The sequence below is a fragment of the Nocardia sp. CDC153 genome (assembly GCF_035818515.1).
Taxonomy (GTDB): domain Bacteria; phylum Actinomycetota; class Actinomycetes; order Mycobacteriales; family Mycobacteriaceae; genus Nocardia.
Map to the genome: position 1 here is coordinate 641987 of NZ_JAYKYU010000001.1, position 16986 is coordinate 658972.

Genomic DNA, 16986 nt, shown 5'->3' on the forward strand with positions numbered 1-16986 from the left:
TAAAGTCCAGATGGTCCGATCTATGGGGGTTCGGGAACTTCGAGCCCCCGTAGCGCGTTGGACGAGTAGCTTCACAGGCCACGACCTCCGTGAGCCGCGACTCCAGAAAGGGACGCACAGTGCGCTCCACATCCAACCCGGTTTTCCGGAACTTGCAGCCGCAGCAGGGTGGCTACGCGGGCTTCGGCCAGGCACCTGGAGCCGGACAGTACGCGAACAATCCGTACGGCCAGCAGCCGATGCAGTACCCGGGCGGCTACCAGCAGCCCTATCAGCAGCCCGCCGTACCCACGACCCGCCCGATGACCATCGACGATGTCGTGCAGAAGACCGGCATCACCCTCGGTGTGGTCAGCCTCGCGGCCGTCGTGTCCTACGCGTTGACCGCGGCCAATCACGGTATGGCGCCGCTGTTCCTGATCGTCGGACTGCTCGGCGGCCTGGGTCTGGGCCTGTACCTGTCCTTCAGCGGCAACTACAAACCGGCCCTGGTGCTCGCCTACGCCGCGTTCGAAGGTCTGCTGCTGGGCTCGTTCTCGTTCCTGTTCACCAATGTGGCGATCGGCGGAGTGGGCGGTTCCGGCCTGATCGCTCAGGCGGTGCTCGGCACCTTCGGCGTGTTCTTCGGCATGCTCGTGGTCTACAAGACCGGTGCGATCCGGGTCACGCCGCGCCTGACCCGCATGGTGGTGGGTGCGCTGATCGGCGTCATGGTGCTCATGTTCGGCAACCTGATCGCCGCGTTCTTCACCCCGGGCGGTTTCGGCCTGCGTGACGGCGGCACGCTATCGATCATCTTCAGCCTCGTCGTGATCGGTGTCGCGGCCTTCAGCTTCCTGCTGGACTTCGACGCCGCCGATCAGCTCATCCGGGCCCAGGCTCCGGAGCGGGCGGCCTGGGGTGTGGCCTTCGGTCTGACCGTCACCCTGGTCTGGCTGTACCTCGAGATCCTGCGCCTGCTGAGCTACTTCCAGGACAGGTAATAAGGGAGTCCGGGGGCTTAGCCCCTAAGGGGGTGGGGGGGGGGGGGGGGTCCCCCCCCGGACCCCCACTTTTTGTAGCCAGCCTGAGAGCACTCAGTCGTTGATCACCACCTCCTTCAGGACGTCCGTAGCGATGTGGTTCTCGCCGCAATGCGGGGCGAGAATGCCGATGCCGGAGGCATTGTCGGTGCGCAGATGCACGATTTCCTGGTAGGCCGGGGAGTGGTACCAGTCCGAAGCCGCGGCGTAGTCCGGGAATTCGATGACGATGATGTTCGCGTCCTTCGGCCCCTCGAATACGTGCTGCGCGCCGCCGTGGACGATGAACTTGCCGCCGAAGGGCGCGAGGGTGCCATCGATGCGCTCGAGGTATTCGACGATCTCGGCATTGACGTCCACGTTCCACAGGATGGCGGTGGCGTAGGCAGGCATTTCGGGCTCCAGACCTTGTGTTTCTTTGGTGCCCTTGATATTTCCCGGTCTGGGGAACGAAAGCGATTACCTGCCGGGTAAAGCCGTCAGCCGAGGATCTCCGAGGCGGCCCGACGGGCGGAGCGCGGATCCGTGGTATCCAGCACGGCCGTGGCGGCACGTCGACAATCGGCCATGGTGACGCTGGCCAGTCGCGCACCCACGGCGCGCACCGCCGAGGCGGCCGCCGAGACGGAGGTGATCCCGAAACCGGCCAGCGCACAGGCCAACAGCGGATCGGCGGCGGCCTCGCCGCACACGCCCACCGGCTTGCCGAGCCGCTGTCCGGCCGCGGCGGTCGCGGCCACCAGGCGCAGCACCGCGGGCTGCCAGGGATCGGTGAGGGCCGCCAGACGCGGGGACATCCGGTCGGCGGCCATGGTGTACTGCGCCAGATCATTGGTGCCGATCGAGACGAAGTCGACGTGTTCGAGAATCGCCTCGGCCAATAGGGCCGCGGCCGGGACCTCGATCATGACGCCGGGGATCAGCCCGCGGGCGCGAACCCGGGTCGCGAACGACTTCGCCTCCGCCACAGTGGAAATCATGGGTGCCATCACCCACGGTGTGTAGCCGCGGCCCTGCGCCGCCGCCACGATCGCGTCGAGCTGGCGGTCCAGGATTCCGCTGTCCTGCTCGGTGATCCTGATGCCGCGCACACCCAGCGCGGGATTGGGCTCGTCGTCGTGCGGCGCGAAACGCAGCGGCTTGTCGGAACCGGCGTCGAGGGTGCGGATGACGACCTTGTCCGCCGGGAAGGCGTCCAGGACCGCGCCGTAGACGGCGGCCTGCTCGGCGATCGTCGGCTCGGATTCGCGGTCCAGGAAACACAATTCGGTGCGGAACAGGCCGACGCCCTCGGCCGAGGCGGCGTGCGCGGCGTGCGCTCCGGTCCCGTCCTGCACATTGGCGAGCACCTCGACGCGGTGGCCGTCGGCGGTGGCCCCGGGCCCGGTCCAACCGGCGGCCCGCTCGGCCAGTTCGCGATATCCCCCGACGGCTTCGGTCACGGTCTCGGGTGTGGGGCGGACCAGCACCCGACCGGCGCCGCCGTCGAGCAGAATGTCGGTCCCGGACGGGATCTCGTCGAGCCCGGCGACCGCGACGGCGCACGGGATGCCGAGTTGGCGGGCGATGATGGCGGTGTGGCCGGTCGGTCCGCCGAGCGACATGGCCAGTCCGACAATGAGATTCGGGTCCAGCCCGGCGGTGTCCGCGGGGGCGAGGTCATCGGCGAGCAGGATGGAAGGTCGTGCCGGAGTCGGTATTCCGGGCTCGGGCCGACCCGCCAGCTCGGCCACGATCCGATCGCACACATCCCGCAGATCGGTCACGCGCTCGGCCATCAGCCCGCCCAGCCCGGTGAACGTCGTCGCGAACTGCTCGGTCGCGGCCACCGCGGCGGCAATGGCCGACCGGCCCTCGGCGAGGTGATTCTCGGCGGTCGCGAGCCAGCCCGGGTCGGCCGCCATGGCGGCATTCGCCGACAGCACCTCCGCGGCCGCGCCGCTGGCCGCCTCGGCACGATCTCGCAAACGCTCAGCGACCGTGGCCGAGGCGAGGCGCAGAGCCGCCGACTGTGATGCCCGATCGGACTTCGGAATCGACTCCGACTCGGCCGGGATGCGGACCCGCGGCACCGGCCGGATCGTCGGCGCGGCGACCACCCCGGGTACCGCCGGAGTGCCGACGAGCACGGCCGATTCGGCATTGCCCTGTAGTGATCGCGTCATGAGACCTCTCCTTCACGCCATTCTCGCGCCCGATCGAAACCATGCCCGTGACCTGGGCGCTGTGATCCAGGCTACGCGCAGACCTTGACAAAGCAACACATTCGGGCATAAAACAACATAAGTCAACAACGACCACGGAGGTTCGGATGTACGCCGAGGAGCGGCAGCAGGCCATTGCCTCGCTGATCGGGCAACGCGGCCGCGTATCGGTGATCGACCTCGCCGAGCAGTTCGAGGTCACCACCGAGACCGTGCGGCGCGACCTGGCCGCCCTCGACCGCATGGGCTTGGTCCGCCGGGTGCACGGCGGCGCGGTCCCGGCCGCTGCCCTCACCGCCATCGAACTCGGCACCGGCGAGCGCGAGCACACCCGCGCCACCGAGAAGGATCGAATCGCCAAGGCCGCCTTGGCCTTCCTGCCGCCCAGCGGCGGCAGCGCGCTCTTCGACGCGGGCACCACCACGGCCCGCATCGCCGCCGCCCTGCCCGGCGATCGGGAACTGGTGGCGGTCACCAATTCCCTGCCCATCGCGGTCCGGCTCAGCGGCACCGCGGGCGTGCGGACCCACATTCTGGGCGGGCGCGTCCGCGGCGTCACCCAGGCCGCCGTCGGCGCGGATACCCTGCGCATGATCGGTGAGCTGCGCGTGGACGTCGCCTTCATCGGCACCAACGCGCTCACGGTCGGGCACGGCCTGTCCACGCCCGATCCGGACGAGGCGGCGGTCAAGCGGGCCATGGTGGCCAGTGCGCATCGTGTCGTCGTGGTCGCCGACTCCACCAAGGTCGGGCGCGAGGATCTGATGCGCTTCGCCGCCATCACCGATATCGACGTCCTGATCAGCGACGACCAACTGCTGCCCGCGGTGCGAAACGAACTGTCCGAGTACGGCATCGAGGTGGTGACCGCATGATCGTCACGTTGACCGCGAACCCCAGCATCGACCACACCGTCGCGCTGTCCGAGCCGCTGCGCCGGGGTGATCTGCAGCGGGCCAAGGCCGCCACCTCGTATCCGGGTGGCAAGGGCGTCAATGTTTCTCGCGTCGTGGCGGGTGCGGGCGCGCGCACCGTCGCGGTGCTGCCGGGCAGTCCGGGCGACCCGCTGTTGCGCGCGCTCACCGAGACCGGGCTGGACTACCGGGCCGTCCCGTGCGGGGGCCCGGCGCGCACGAATCTCACGCTGACCGAGGCCGACGGCACCACCACGAAGATCAACGAGCCGGGTACGCCGCTGACCGATGTCGAGCGAAACGCGTTGGCGGACTTGCTGGTCGAGCTCGCCGGCGAGGCCTCGTGGGTGGTGCTGTCCGGCTCGCTGCCGCCTACGGTGCCGGTCGACTGGTATGTGGAGCTGGTGCGGCGGCTGCGCGGCACCAGCGTGGCCGTCGACACCTCGGATGCCCCGCTGCTGGCCCTGGCCGAGCGATTCGATTCCGCCGCACCGCGATTGATCAAACCGAATGCCGAGGAACTGGCCCAGCTGACCGGCGGCGATCCGGCGGAACTGCACGACCCGGTGGCGGCCGCCCGCGCGGCCTCGGCCTTGGTGGCGCGCGGTGTCGAGGCGGTATTGGCCACACTCGGCGGGGCCGGGGCCGTGCTGGTCACCGCCGACGGGGCATGGCATGCCACCGCGCCCGCCATTACCGCCCGCAGCACCGTGGGCGCGGGCGATTCCGCGCTCGCGGGATACCTGCTCGCCGACTTGGACTGCGCCGCACCGCAGGACCGCCTCCGCCGCGCTGTCGCCTACGGCAGTGCCGCCGCCGCTCTCCCGGGGACCGGACTGCCGGGCCCGCACCACACCGACCCGAGCGCCGTGGCCGTCACGGCCCTGGACTTCCAGCCCCACCACTGAAGGACCCGCGATGTCCGACCCGATCATCACCACCGACCTGATCGCCCTCGACGCCGACCTCGGCGGCGACAAAGCCGACGTGATCGAGGCGCTGGCCCAGCGCCTCGCCGACGCGGGACGCGCCACCTCGGCCGTGGCGCTGCGCGACGCCGCCCTGACCCGCGAAAGCCAGTCGGCCACCGGCCTTCCCGGCGGCATCGCCATCCCGCACTGCCGCAGCGGCGCGGTCCTCACGCCCTCCCTCGCCTTCGCCCGCCTCGCGCGCAAGGCCGACTTCGGCGCGCCCGACGGCCCAGCCGATCTGGTCTTCCTCATCGCGGCCCCGGACGGCGCGGCGGCAGAGCACATGAAGTTGCTGTCGGCACTGGCTCGGGCCCTGGTCAGGCCGGAGTTCCTGGCCGCGCTGCGCTCGGCCGCCACGCCCGACGACATCCTCGCCCTGGTGAAGGAAGTCATCGCCCCTAGTCCGGCCTCCGCTCCGGCCGCGGCTTCCGCTGAGGCCGCGACCGCCGTCCCGGCCGCTATGCCCGAGATGACCTCGAACCCCGAGTCGGCCGCGACACCCATGTCGGCGGTGCCGGCACGGTCCATCGTGGCGGTCACCGCTTGCCCGACCGGTATCGCGCACACCTATATGGCCGCCGATTCCCTGGTCGCGGCCGGGAAGCGCGCCGGAGTCACGGTGCGGGTGGAGACGCAAGGTTCCAGTGGCAGTACACCTTTGAGCGCCGCCGACATCGATCTCGCCGACGCGGTCATCTTCGCCACCGATGTCGGAGTGAAGGGCCGGGAACGATTCGCGGGGAAGCCCGTCATCGAGTCCGGGGTGAAGCGGGCCATCAATGAGCCCGATGCCATGGTCGCCGAGGCGTTGCAGGCGGGACGGGACCCGAACGCGGCGGTCGTGTCCGGGTCCGGGCGAGCCGAGACGGCCGCCGCGCGTGCCGGGATGGGTTCCGCGGCACCGGATTCCGGGTCGCTCGGTTGGGGCACGCGACTACGTCAGATCCTGCTGACCGGTGTCAGCTACATGATTCCGTTCGTCGCGGCGGGCGGCCTGCTGATCGCGCTCGGCTTCCTTCTCGGCGGATACGAGATCGCCGGTAGCGCGAAGACCATTGTGCTGGACAATTCGCTGACCGATCTGCCCGCGGGCGGCCTGGCCACCTACCTCGGTGCGGTGCTGTTCCAAATCGGCTCGCTCGCATTCAGTTTCCTGGTTCCGGCACTGGCCGGGTACATCGCATACGCGATCGCCGACCGGCCGGGTCTGGCACCGGGTTTCACCGCCGGTGCGGTGGCGGTCTTCGTCGGCGCGGGTTTCCTCGGCGGTCTGGTCGGTGGTCTCATCGCCGGTTTCGCCGCGCTGTGGATCGCGAAACTCGGTGTGCCGCAATGGGCCCGGGGCCTGATGCCGGTGGTGGTGATCCCGCTGTTCGCCTCGCTGGTGGTCGGCCTGCTCATGTTCATCGTGCTCGGCAAGCCGCTCGCGGCCGTCACCAGCGGACTCACCCACTGGCTCAACAGCCTCTCCGGCACCTCGGCGATCCTGCTCGGCATCATCCTGGGCCTGATGATGTGCTTCGATCTGGGCGGGCCGGTCAACAAGGCGGCCTACTCGTTCGCCGTGGCCGGGCTCAATGTCAATGACACCGCCTCGCTGAAGATCATGGCCGCGGTCATGGCCGCCGGTATGGTGCCGCCGTTGGCCATGGCCTTGGCAACCGTGTTGCGCCCCAAGCTCTTCACCACCGCCGAGCGCGAGAACGGCAAGGCGGCCTGGCTGCTCGGCGCGTCGTTCATCTCCGAGGGCGCGATCCCGTTCGCGGCGGCCGACCCGCTGCGCGTCATCCCCTCCATGATGGCGGGCGGCGCGGTGACCGGCGCCCTGGTCATGGCCTTCGGCACCACCCTGAGCGCACCGCACGGCGGCATCTTCGTGTTCTTCGCCGTCGGCGGGATCGCCGGTTTCCTGATCGCCCTCGCGGCGGGCACCGTGGTCGGCGCCGTCTGTGTCACCGCCGCGAAGCAACTCCGCAAGCTGCCCGCCACCACCGAAACTCCCGTGGCGCTCGCCGCCGCTTAGAAATCCTCCCACCCACAAGGAGTCGACCATGCCCAGCAAGACCGTCACCGTCGGTTCGTCCGTCGGCCTGCACGCCCGTCCCGCCGCCATCATCGCCGAAACCGCCGCGGCCGCAGGCGTTCCCGTCACCCTCTCCCTGGTCGGCGGCACCCCCGTCAACGCCGCCTCCGCCCTCATGCTCATGACCCTCGGCGCCACCCAGGGCACCGAAATCATCGTCACCACCGACGACGAGGCCACCCTCGCTAAAATCGCCGACCTCGTCGCCTCGGACCTCGACGCTTAGACAAACGAAAAGGGCCGCACAACCCTAAGGTTGTGCGGCCCAATCCGAGTCAGAGCGTCAGCTCAGGCGCTCGATGATCATTGCCATGCCTTGGCCGCCGCCCACACACATGGTCTCCAGACCGAACTGCTTGTCGTGGGTCTGGAGGTTGTTGATGAGGGTCGCGGTGATGCGGGCACCGGTCATGCCGAACGGGTGGCCCAGCGCGATCGCGCCGCCGGACACGTTCAGCTTGTCCAGATCCATGTTCAGCTCGCGGGCGGAGCCGAGCACCTGCACCGCGAACGCCTCGTTGATCTCGTAGAGATCGAGGTCGTCGATGGTCATGCCCGCGGTCTTCAGGGTGTTGCGGACCGCCTGGATCGGGCCCAGACCCATGATCTCCGGCGACAGACCCGAGACGCCGGTGGCCACGATGCGGGCCAGCGGGGTCAGGCCCAGCTCGCGAGCCTTGGTGTCGGACATGACGACCAGCGCCGCCGCACCGTCGTTCAGCGGGCACGCGTTACCGGCGGTGATCGTGCCGTTCGCGCGGAAGACCGGCTTCAGCTGCGAGATCTTCTCGTAGGTGGTCCCGGCGCGCGGGCCGTCGTCGGTGGTGACGATGGTGCCGTCGGGCAGGGTCACCGGGGTGATCTCCCGCTCGAAGAAGCCGGACTTGATGGCCTCCTCGGCGCGGTTCTGCGAGCGCACGCCCCAGTGGTCCTGGTCTTCGCGGGAGATGCCGGTGTAGGTGGCGACGTTCTCCGCGGTCTGGCCCATGGCGATGTAGACGTCCGGGAGGATGTCGTTCTCGCGCGGGTCGGTCCAGGTGGCATTGGACTCGGCGGTGGCGGCGGTGCGCGCCTCGGCCTCGGCGAACTTCGGGTTGTGGGTGTCGGGCCAGCCGTCGGCGGTGCCCTTCGGGAAGCGCGAGACGGTCTCGACACCGGCCGAGATGTAGACGTCGCCCTCACCGGCCTTGATGGCGTGGAAGGCCATGCGGGTGGTCTGCAGCGACGAGGAGCAGTAGCGGTTGACGGTGACGCCGGGCAGGTAGTCGTAGCCGAGCTGAACCGCAACGGCGCGAGCCATATTGAAGCCGCCCTCACCGGCGGGCTGGCCGACGCCCAGGTGCAGGTCGTCGATGTCGGAGACGGCGAGCGAAGGCACCTTGTCGAGCGCGGCGCGCACCATCTGCGCGGCGAGGTCGTCCGGGCGCATGCTCACCAGGGAACCCTTGCCAGCGCGGCCGATGGGCGAGCGGGCGTACGAAACGATGACGGCCTCAGCCATGAGGACTCCTTAATTGCTGGGGTGATCCTCTTCGAATTTACGACGGGGGTGTGGTGCCGCATACAGCCGGTGTGCCCGAATCCCAACCACTGAGCTGTGGGATATAGCACCTCTCACAGCTCTCGGGCACAGGAGAGAACTCAGCCCGGGACGTCGAAAGCGCTCTGCGCCGGGATGTTCGGCATGTCGGTGAAGACATTGACCACGATGTGGCCCGGCCCGGTGTCCTGGAACAGCGCGTAGTGCTCGCTGCCGTAGAACCCGGCCAGGATGGGAACCCGAAGTTCGCCCGCCGCACCGGTGTTGGTGTTGCGCCAGGCGACGGTGGCCACGGTCTCGCACATCGGGGCGAAGCTGTACTCGCCCGGATCGAAGCCGCCGACCGGCAGCGCCTGCACATTGATGATGGCCCGCCCCGGCCATTTCGGGTCGGTGTCGGCCCAGGACCGAATGTTCCCGCCGCACAGCGCCGCATCGTGGTACATGCTCTGGACCTGCGGGAATTCGACCGTCGCGGCATGGGCAGGGGCACCCGCGACGATCATGGTCGCGGCGGCGAGGGGGAGTAGTAGGGAGGCGGCGGGCGAGCTCGTCGGCATCCTCATGCGCCGATGGTAATTTCCGGCAACAGGGATATGTCCGACGTGCGCGAAGGCGCGCATCTCCTTTCTGCAACGATGAGGGGTATGCGCATCGCTAACCATGTCGTCGATCTGATCGGAAACACCCCGCTCGTCCGGTTGAACTCCGTGGTGGGTCCGAACTCGGGACTGGTGGCGGCGAAGGTGGAATACCTGAACCCGGGCGGCAGCTCGAAGGACCGCATCGCCGTCAAGATGATCGACGCCGCCGAGAAGGCTGGGCTGCTGAAGCCCGGTGGCACGATCGTCGAACCGACCTCCGGCAATACCGGTGTGGGCCTGGCCCTGGTCGCGCAGCAGCGCGGCTACAAGTGCGTGTTCGTCTGCCCGGACAAGGTCAGCGAGGACAAGCGGAACGTGCTGCGCGCCTACGGCGCCGAGGTCGTGGTCTGCCCGACCGCCGTCGCGCCCGAGGACCCGGACAGCTACTACAACGTCTCCGACCGTCTGGTGCGCGAGATCCCGGGCGCGTGGAAGCCGGACCAGTACTCCAACCCGGGCGGCCCCGAATCGCATTACGAGACCACCGGTCCCGAGATCTGGCGCGACACCGAAGGCAAGGTCACCCACTTCGTGGCGGGCGTCGGCACCGGCGGCACCATCACCGGCACCGGCCGCTACCTCAAGGAGATCTCCGGCGGCAAGGTCAAGATCGTCGGCGCGGACCCGGAGGGGTCGGTCTACTCCGGCGGCACCGGGCGCCCGTACCTGGTCGAGGGTGTGGGCGAGGACTTCTGGCCCAGCGCCTACGATCCGGCCATCCCGGACGAGATCATCGCGGTGTCGGACGCCGACTCCTTCGACATGACCCGCCGCCTGGCGCGCGAGGAGGGCCTGCTGGTCGGTGGTTCCTGCGGCATGGCCGTGGTCGCGGCGCTCAAGGTCGCCGAGCGTGATCCGGACGCCGTGGTGGTCGTGCTGCTGCCCGACGGCGGCCGCGGCTACCTGTCGAAGATCTTCAACGACCAGTGGATGAGCTCCTACGGCTTCCTGCGGTCGCGCCTGGACGGTTCCACCGCCGAGGTGCATGTGGGAGAGGTGTTGCGCGGCAAGTCCGGTGAGCTGCCCGACCTGGTGCACACCCACCCGCAGGAGACCCTGCGCGACGCCATCGAGATCCTGCACGAGTACGGCGTCTCGCAGATGCCGGTGGTCGGCGCGGAGCCGCCGGTCATGGCGGGCGAGGTCGCCGGCTCGGTCAACGAGCGCGATCTGCTCTCGGCCGTCTTCGAGGGCCGCGCCAAGCTGACCGATCCGGTCTCCAAGCACATGAGCCCGGCCTTCCCGCTCATCGGCGCGGGCGAACCGGTTTCGGCGGCCACCAAGCTGCTCGAATCCACCGACGCGTTGATGGTGGTCGAGGACGGCAAGCCGGTCGGCGTCATCACCCGCCACGACCTGCTTGGCTTCCTGAGCACCGGCGCGCTCGCCTAGATCGCAGCCGTTGATTTGCCGCCCATCGGATCCGATGCCCGGATCCGATGGGCGCAATACTTTTCGGCACCCTGTTTTATGGCGTAGGACAAGCTCATACGATTGCGCGGCCGAGATCACAGGGCCCGGTTCGTCGAGATAACTGCGGCGTTACTCTGGGTTCATGGTTCGCGGGCAGGATCGGCTCGTATGAATCCGAGACAGGTGGTCGCCTGGGTCGCACTGCTTGCCGCGGTGCTGGGCGGCGCGGCGTTGCTGGACCGGGTGGGAGTGCCGGCGCCGCAAATGATTCTCGCCATTGTGGTCGGCGCGGGTCTGGCTTTGGCGGGGAAGCTGCCCGCGCCGCTGCCGCGCGAGGTGAATCTCGGGGTGCAGGGCATGCTGGGCGTGCTCATGGGCAGCTATCTGCAGATCTCGCTATTGACCTCGATCGGCTGGGGACTGCTGCCGGTGCTGGCCGTCACCGCGGCCACCGTGCTCGTGAGCGTCTGTGTGGCAATGCTTTTCGCCCGTGCCACTCGGGTCGATCTGCCCACCGCCACACTGGGGATGCTGGCCGGTGGTTCGGCGGCGGTGGTGGCGGCGGCCGATGAACTGGACGCGGATCCGCGCCGGGTGGCCTTCATGCAGTACCTGCGGGTGGCGCTGGTCGCGCTGAGCGCACCGGCCGTCGCGGCACTGCTCGACGACGAAGAGGGAATCACCTACGGCACAGCGACTCTGGGCGGTTCGGTCACCGATCCCACGCTGCCGTACTGGATGATCGTCGGTCGCGGCGATCAGCTCGCCGGACTGTCCATCGCGATCGTGCTGTGCCTCATCGGAATTCGCGTCGGGAAATGGCTGCGATTGCCGAATGCCGCACTGCTGGGCCCGATGCTGATCACCGCGGTGGTGACGGCCCTGGGCCTGACCCACGGCTACGCGCCGACGCACCTGTTCAAGGATCTGCTGTTCGTGCTCATCGGATTCGAGGTCGGCACTCGCTTCACCCGCGACGTGGTGCGGGAGATGGCGCGCATGCTGCCCGCCATGACCGCGGCCATGCTGGGACTGTCGGCGGTCGTGGCCGCCATGGCCCTGGGCCTGGCCCTGCTGGTGGATCTGGAGATGTCGGATCTCTATTTGGCGACCACGCCCGGCGGCATCAACGCCGTCCTGGCCACCGCCGACAAGATGAACGCCAACCTGCCGCTCATCACCAGCGTCCAGACCATCCGGCTCCTCGTGATGATGGCCCTACTGCCCCTGCTCATCTCGCGAATCCGACGGTACGAAACCACCAGAACGCCGCCAGCGTCCACGCCAGCACAAAGCTGGTGAACACCGTCGCCCCGAGCACCGGCAACAGCCACCCCGGAGCCCGTTTCAACCGCAGCGTAAGCATTTTCGAGGCGAAGGCGCCGTAGAACACCACGCCCGCGACCGAGTGCCCCATGACCCGCTGCGTCGCGCCGCGCCCGAACTGGAAGCCGAAGCTGTAGAGGCAGTAGAAGGCCACCGGCAGGCTGAGCAGGAACGCCAGCGCGCCCGACAGACGGTGGAAGATGTGCACCGGCCTCGGCGCGCGGAAACGGTAAATCCAGACGGCGGTGAGCAATTGGCCGATGATCAGCACCAGGACCGCACTGCTCAGATACGCCTTGAAGATCTGCGGCGCGGAAAAGCCCCAGGTGGGCAGGGGTTGGGTGCCGGGCCAGAAATGGGTGCCCGCCAGGCCCAGCGCCACCGCGACCGCAGCGCCGGCGAGCAGCACCGGCACCGCGATCAGGTTGCGCCGAGAAACGGTGAAAACGTCTGTCAGCAAGGACATCTCGACTCTGTTCCAGGTCGTAACGGGTGACGGTTTGGGGGAATGGGACATTGGAGGGTATTCCCCGGGGTTACAACCGATGCGGTTGCGTCGTCGGTCGGTGCCCGTACGGCCCGCTCGGGCAGCGCCGGGGCACCGGGCGCACCTCCCGCCCTCGTTCTCGAAAGGTATTTCGGCGGCCGGATCGCGAATGAATGCCACGGTCAGACCCTGATTCCGGATTCGTTACAGCGGAGCGCTCGCATGTGCGTGACAAAAGTGACAAATGTGATTTGAGTTAATAAATGTGATTTGCTGCAGCGTTACTTTTGGAATGCGAAACGCCGATGGAACGTCGGGAAATCGGGCAAATCTCCGCATATCGCGATCTTGGGGCTAAATTTCTCTGTGATCTGAAACACTTTGTGTTTCGAATTGAATGACCAGGTCAGCGCTTGTATTAATGCAGGTCCCGAAGTTGCCACTCGGGTCAGTTCACCGTCTGTTCATGTTTGGTTCAGACTGTGTTAACAATGCGCAATCAAGCTGTGACCTTGTCGGAAACAGACCAACAGTCTGAATGGCGCAAGGAGATGTGAACACACATGCGGAACGTGATCACCACATCGGTGCGATGAGGTACAGCGGCCGGCCGGCCGCGACAGTCTCCACCGCTCTCCATGGAGTACGCCAATTCCATTGACCCGTAACGGGTTTCACAACAGCAACCACAACAGCCCGCAGTGCGCAGACGCGCGTCGTGAGACGCCCGTGTGGTAATGCGCTGCCTTCTTCAGGCCCGCGAGCCCGAAACCGAACAGGAATCCAAATTCGCCATGCCCACGAATGTTATGACTGCTCTCAGTGACCCTGCTAGACGTAGCAAGGTGGTTGCCGCCGTTCGCACGGCCGGCACCGCCGCCCTCGCCCTCGGGGTCTTCGGTTCCATCATCACCGCCGCCGGCGCCGCCAATGGCGACGTCGAGCCCGCCGCGCTGAAGGCGACCCTGAGCGCGGCCGCCCCGGCCGCCCCGGCCGCCCCGGCCAACGAGCAGCCCGCCCCGGCTCCCGCGCCGGCCGCCGCCGCTCCGGTCCCGGCCCCGATGCCCGCCCCCGCGCCGGTCTACGCCGACAACCTCGACGGCTGGATCCGCCAGGCGCTGGACATCATGGCCCGCAATGGCATCCCGGGCACCTACGACGGCATTCTGCGCAACATCCTGCGCGAATCCAGTGGCAACCCGCAGGCGATCAACCTGTACGACTCCAATGCCGCCATGGGCATCCCCTCCAAGGGCTTGCTGCAGGTGATCGACCCGACCTTCAACGCCTACCACGTCGAGGGCACCTCCACGAACATCTGGGACCCGGTCGCCAACATCGTGGCTGCCTGCAACTACGCGGCGCACCGCTACGGCTCGATGGACAACGTCTCGAGCGCCTACTAGATCCTTCGGAGAGATCCGGACATACAACGCGATGGCCTACCTGATGAGGGGTGGGCCATCGCGTTTTTCTCTACGTCTGGCAAATCACTCGCACTCAATTCCGCAACATTTTCGCAAACGTTCCGAATCGAAGATCAACTAGGCGTATAACGACCCCTTGGGGCAGTTTCCGGCACCCGGCCGGGACAGATAGCGAAGGGACGGGGTTCATGCACACCTCGGTATCGGCTATCGATATCCAGACGGGACTCACGGACGCGTGGAGTTCCATCGCCACCTGGGTGCCGAAGTTCGTCGGCTTCCTGGCGATTCTGCTCATCGGCTGGTTGGTGGCCAAGATCGTGGCCAAGCTGGTGACCCAGGTTCTGCATCGCGTCGGCTTCGACCGCCTCGTGGAGCGGGGCGGCATCAAGGACATGCTCGCCCGCGGGCGCTACGACGCCACCGGCCTCATCGCCAAGCTGGCCTACTACGCGGTCCTGTTGATCACCTTGCAGCTCGGCTTCGGCGTCTTCGGCCCGAATCCGGTGTCCACCATGCTGAATGGGATCGTGGCCTGGCTGCCGCGGCTGGCGGTCGCCATCGTCATCGTGTGCATCGCGGGTGCGATCGCGCGGGTGGTGCAGGACATGGTGTCGAACATGCTCAGCGGACTGGAATACGGTCGGATGCTGGGACGCATTGCGGCCGTGTTCATTTGGGGCATCGGCATCATCGCCGCGCTCAATCAGATCGGGGTGGGCACCTCGGTGACCATGCCGATTCTGATCACCGTGCTGGCCACCATCGGCGGTGTGCTGATCGTGGGTTTCGGTGGCGGGCTCGTCAAACCGATGCAGCAGCGGTGGGAGGGCTGGCTCGACACCATCGAGGGCGAGATGCCCGAGGTGAAGGGGCACGCCCAGGCGTATCAGCGCGGTCGTGAGGACGCGGCCCGACAGCGGGCCGCGCAGGAGGCGGCCGCGATGGCGCAGCGCAACGCGATGATGGGCCAGCCGATGATGGCCGGGCCGGGCATGGGTCAGATGCCTCCGGGCAAGTGGGCCGAGCCCGAGGGCCGAATGGGTTACGGGCCAACGGGATACGGGCAGCAGAGCGGGTACGGGCAGGGCGATCGAATGCCCCCGCAGGGCGGGCATCCGATGCCGCCGGGACAGCAGCCCTCGCGCCCGGGCGGTCAGATGCCCAGGCCCGGTGGGCAGTCTTCCGGTGGGCAGCCCCCGGAAAACCCCGGCGGAATGATCTAGTTCCGCTCGTGCTTCCGGCCTGACAGGAGAGCAGCCCCGAGGATTCCTCCTCGGGGCTGTTTCGTGCTCAGGAGGCGCGGGCCAGGGAGCAGACTCCGGCGAGGCGGAGGTGCAGCCAGTCCGCGTCCTGCCAGTCGAGCGGGGACAGCGGGAGGTCCGCTTCGGCGTCGCGGAGATCTTCGAGGATGCCGCGGGCGTAGCCCGCGAGCAGGACGCTGGCGGGGACCAGGCTGGAGTTCTCCACGCCCAGGTCGAGGATGTCGCGGATGGCCGCGGCGTGCTGGTCGATGGCGGCGCTGACGCCGGGGAAGAGCACCGCCGCTGCCGCGGCGGGGGCTCCGTGGGTGCGCTGCAGGCGATTCAGGGTCTTGCGCGCCGAGACGACGAGCAACGCGGAGCCGGGCACGAACACCCGGTGATGCTAACAATCGACCGGCCCGGCGCGGACCCGCTGTGACATATCACGCATTCGTCCGAAGTGCTGGTCAGCGGAACGCTTTCGATCCGGTGAGCGCCTCGCCGAGGACCAGCTGGTGCACCTCCGCGGTGCCCTCGTAGGTGAGAACCGACTCCAGATTGTTGGCGTGCCGCAATACCGGGTACTCGAGGGTGATCCCGTTCGCGCCCAGAATGGTCCGGCACTCGCGCGCGATCTTGATGGCCTCTCGCGTGCTGTTCAGCTTCCCGGCGCTGATCTGCTCGTTGCTGATCTCGTGCCGATCCTTCAACCGGCCCAGGTGCAGCGCCAGCAGTTCGCCCTTGCCGAGTTCGAGCGCCATATCGGCCAGCTTGGCCTGGGTGAGCTGATAGGCGGCCAGCGGCTTGTCGAAGACCTCCCGGGTGCGCGCGTAATCGATTGCGGCGGAAAGACAATCGCGGGCCGCGCCGAGCGCCCCGAAGACGATGCCGAAGCGCGCCTCCGACAGGCAGCCCAGCGGTGCGGCCAGCCCTCGCGCCTGCGGCAGTTGCGCGTCAGCGGGCAGGCGCACCCCGTCCAGTGACAGTTCCGCGGTGATCGAGGCCCGCAGCGACAGCTTGTGCTTCATCTCCCGCGCGCTGAATCCCGGTGTGTCCGTGGGGACCACGAACCCGCGAATCACGTCCCGCTCGCCCTCGCGCGACTGCGCCCACACGATGGCCACATCCGCCACGGACCCATTGGTGATCCACATCTTCGAGCCGTCGAGCACCCAGTCGTCCCCGTCGCGCCGCGCCCGGGTCCGCATCCCGCCCGGATTCGACCCGAAGTCCGGCTCGGTCAGCCCGAAGCACCCGATCACCCGCCCGGCCGCCATCTCCGGCAGCCACCGCAGCTTCTGCTCCTCCGACCCGTACTTGTGGATCGCGGTCATGGCCAGCGACCCCTGCACCGAAACCATGCTCCGCACACCGGAATCCACGGCCTCGAGCTCCAAGCAGGCCAGCCCGTACGCGGTGGCGGAGGTCCCCGCGCACCCGTACCCCTCCAGATGCATCCCCAACAGCCCGAGCTTCCCCAACTCCGGAGCCAACTCCCGAGCCGGAAACGTCCCCGCCTCGAACCACTCCGAAATATGCGGCCGCAACCGCTCCGCCGCGAACGCGCGCACGGTGTCCCGAATCGCGCGCTCCTCCTCATTGAGTAGGGAATCGATGGCGAAGAGCTCGTCCACTGTGACCATTCGCCCACCATAGCTCCGCTGGAAACCCCGGAGCGGGGACCTTGCGGCGATATCCCTAGGCTGTTCGC

Annotated in this window: 16 protein-coding genes; 9 read left to right on the top strand and 7 right to left on the bottom strand. The window is 68.0% G+C overall.

Annotated features, from left to right (window positions below; genetic code table 11):
- Window positions 1–119 precede the first annotated feature (119 nt).
- On the top strand, window positions 120–983 hold the full coding sequence (locus VMT65_RS02860; protein WP_326306329.1) for a Bax inhibitor-1/YccA family protein: 864 nt from the start codon (window positions 120–122) through the stop codon (window positions 981–983).
- Window positions 984–1076: 93 nt separating this feature from the next.
- Here VMT65_RS02860 and VMT65_RS02865 read toward each other — a convergent pair whose 3' ends face one another.
- Window positions 1077–1415, bottom strand: coding sequence for a DUF1330 domain-containing protein (locus VMT65_RS02865; protein WP_326306330.1), 339 nt, complete (start codon window positions 1413–1415; stop codon window positions 1077–1079).
- 86 nt (window positions 1416–1501) lie between these two features.
- Window positions 1502–3187, bottom strand: coding sequence for a putative PEP-binding protein (locus VMT65_RS02870; RefSeq protein WP_326306331.1), 1686 nt, complete (start codon window positions 3185–3187; stop codon window positions 1502–1504).
- 146 nt (window positions 3188–3333) lie between these two features.
- Between VMT65_RS02870 and VMT65_RS02875 the strand changes: the two genes are divergently transcribed.
- From VMT65_RS02875 to VMT65_RS02890, 4 genes are read left to right on the top strand one after another with little or no spacing between them, the layout of a single operon-like run.
- The gene (locus VMT65_RS02875) at window positions 3334–4101 is read left to right on the top strand and encodes a DeoR/GlpR family DNA-binding transcription regulator (RefSeq protein WP_326306332.1); all 768 of its coding nucleotides are present in this window, start codon (window positions 3334–3336) and stop codon (window positions 4099–4101) included.
- Window positions 4098–5048, top strand: a complete 951-nt coding sequence (locus VMT65_RS02880; RefSeq protein ID WP_326306333.1) for a 1-phosphofructokinase family hexose kinase — start codon at window positions 4098–4100, stop codon at window positions 5046–5048. Before VMT65_RS02875 ends, VMT65_RS02880 begins: the two co-directional genes overlap by 4 nt.
- A 10-nt stretch (window positions 5049–5058) precedes the next feature.
- Window positions 5059–7134, top strand: a complete 2076-nt coding sequence (locus tag VMT65_RS02885) for a PTS fructose transporter subunit IIABC (protein ID WP_326306334.1) — start codon at window positions 5059–5061, stop codon at window positions 7132–7134.
- A gap of 28 nt (window positions 7135–7162) precedes the next feature.
- Window positions 7163–7420 carry an HPr family phosphocarrier protein gene (locus VMT65_RS02890; protein ID WP_326306335.1) on the top strand — a complete coding sequence of 86 codons (258 nt, stop codon included), beginning with the start codon at window positions 7163–7165 and terminating at the stop codon, window positions 7418–7420.
- Window positions 7421–7477: 57 nt separating this feature from the next.
- On the opposite strand, the gene VMT65_RS02895 is transcribed toward VMT65_RS02890, so the two are convergent.
- Together VMT65_RS02895 and VMT65_RS02900 are read right to left on the bottom strand one after the other, a co-directional pair.
- Window positions 7478–8695: an acetyl-CoA C-acetyltransferase gene (locus VMT65_RS02895; RefSeq protein ID WP_326306336.1), complete on the bottom strand. Its 1218-nt coding sequence runs from the start codon at window positions 8693–8695 to the stop codon at window positions 7478–7480.
- 140 nt (window positions 8696–8835) lie between these two features.
- On the bottom strand, window positions 8836–9300 hold the full coding sequence (locus tag VMT65_RS02900; RefSeq protein ID WP_326306337.1) for a hypothetical protein: 465 nt from the start codon (window positions 9298–9300) through the stop codon (window positions 8836–8838).
- Between the two features lie 81 nt (window positions 9301–9381).
- Here VMT65_RS02900 and VMT65_RS02905 point away from each other — a divergent pair, with 81 nt between their 5' ends.
- Window positions 9382–10770, top strand: a complete 1389-nt coding sequence (locus tag VMT65_RS02905) for a cystathionine beta-synthase (protein WP_326306338.1) — start codon at window positions 9382–9384, stop codon at window positions 10768–10770.
- 189 nt (window positions 10771–10959) lie between these two features.
- Window positions 10960–12093, top strand: coding sequence for an AbrB family transcriptional regulator (locus VMT65_RS02910; protein ID WP_326306339.1), 1134 nt, complete (start codon window positions 10960–10962; stop codon window positions 12091–12093).
- Here the strand turns inward: VMT65_RS02910 and VMT65_RS02915 are convergent.
- Window positions 12023–12583: a DUF6529 family protein gene (locus tag VMT65_RS02915; protein WP_326306340.1), complete on the bottom strand. Its 561-nt coding sequence runs from the start codon at window positions 12581–12583 to the stop codon at window positions 12023–12025. The two genes, VMT65_RS02910 and VMT65_RS02915, sit on opposite strands and share 71 nt — an antisense overlap.
- Window positions 12584–13398: 815 nt before the next feature.
- Here VMT65_RS02915 and VMT65_RS02920 point away from each other — a divergent pair.
- Together VMT65_RS02920 and VMT65_RS02925 are read left to right on the top strand one after the other, a co-directional pair.
- Window positions 13399–14010 carry a transglycosylase SLT domain-containing protein gene (locus tag VMT65_RS02920; RefSeq protein WP_442790161.1) on the top strand — a complete coding sequence of 204 codons (612 nt, stop codon included), beginning with the start codon at window positions 13399–13401 and terminating at the stop codon, window positions 14008–14010.
- Window positions 14011–14219: 209 nt separating this feature from the next.
- Window positions 14220–15257 carry a mechanosensitive ion channel family protein gene (locus tag VMT65_RS02925; RefSeq protein WP_326306342.1) on the top strand — a complete coding sequence of 346 codons (1038 nt, stop codon included), beginning with the start codon at window positions 14220–14222 and terminating at the stop codon, window positions 15255–15257.
- Window positions 15258–15324: 67 nt separating this feature from the next.
- Here the strand turns inward: VMT65_RS02925 and VMT65_RS02930 are convergent, their stop codons facing one another.
- Complete coding sequence (locus tag VMT65_RS02930) at window positions 15325–15669, bottom strand: DUF6401 family natural product biosynthesis protein (RefSeq protein WP_326306343.1); 345 nt, start codon at window positions 15667–15669, stop codon at window positions 15325–15327.
- Between the two features lie 73 nt (window positions 15670–15742).
- Window positions 15743–16918 (bottom strand): acyl-CoA dehydrogenase family protein, encoded by a 1176-nt coding sequence (locus VMT65_RS02935; protein WP_326306344.1) that lies wholly within the window; start codon window positions 16916–16918, stop codon window positions 15743–15745.
- Window positions 16919–16986 lie beyond the last annotated feature (68 nt).

Coding starts and splice junctions, on each gene's coding strand:
- VMT65_RS02865 (WP_326306330.1), bottom strand. CDS start 1,415: ATGCCTGCCTACGCCACCGCCATCCTGTGGAACGTGGACGTCAATGCC.
- VMT65_RS02870 (WP_326306331.1), bottom strand. CDS start 3,187: ATGACGCGATCACTACAGGGCAATGCCGAATCGGCCGTGCTCGTCGGC.
- VMT65_RS02875 (WP_326306332.1), top strand. CDS start 3,334: ATGTACGCCGAGGAGCGGCAGCAGGCCATTGCCTCGCTGATCGGGCAA.
- VMT65_RS02880 (WP_326306333.1), top strand. CDS start 4,098: ATGATCGTCACGTTGACCGCGAACCCCAGCATCGACCACACCGTCGCG.
- VMT65_RS02885 (WP_326306334.1), top strand. CDS start 5,059: ATGTCCGACCCGATCATCACCACCGACCTGATCGCCCTCGACGCCGAC.
- VMT65_RS02890 (WP_326306335.1), top strand. CDS start 7,163: ATGCCCAGCAAGACCGTCACCGTCGGTTCGTCCGTCGGCCTGCACGCC.
- VMT65_RS02895 (WP_326306336.1), bottom strand. CDS start 8,695: ATGGCTGAGGCCGTCATCGTTTCGTACGCCCGCTCGCCCATCGGCCGC.
- VMT65_RS02900 (WP_326306337.1), bottom strand. CDS start 9,300: ATGAGGATGCCGACGAGCTCGCCCGCCGCCTCCCTACTACTCCCCCTC.
- VMT65_RS02905 (WP_326306338.1), top strand. CDS start 9,382: ATGCGCATCGCTAACCATGTCGTCGATCTGATCGGAAACACCCCGCTC.
- VMT65_RS02910 (WP_326306339.1), top strand. CDS start 10,960: ATGAATCCGAGACAGGTGGTCGCCTGGGTCGCACTGCTTGCCGCGGTG.
- VMT65_RS02915 (WP_326306340.1), bottom strand. CDS start 12,583: ATGTCCTTGCTGACAGACGTTTTCACCGTTTCTCGGCGCAACCTGATC.
- VMT65_RS02920 (WP_442790161.1), top strand. CDS start 13,399: ATGCCCACGAATGTTATGACTGCTCTCAGTGACCCTGCTAGACGTAGC.
- VMT65_RS02925 (WP_326306342.1), top strand. CDS start 14,220: ATGCACACCTCGGTATCGGCTATCGATATCCAGACGGGACTCACGGAC.
- VMT65_RS02935 (WP_326306344.1), bottom strand. CDS start 16,918: ATGGTCACAGTGGACGAGCTCTTCGCCATCGATTCCCTACTCAATGAG.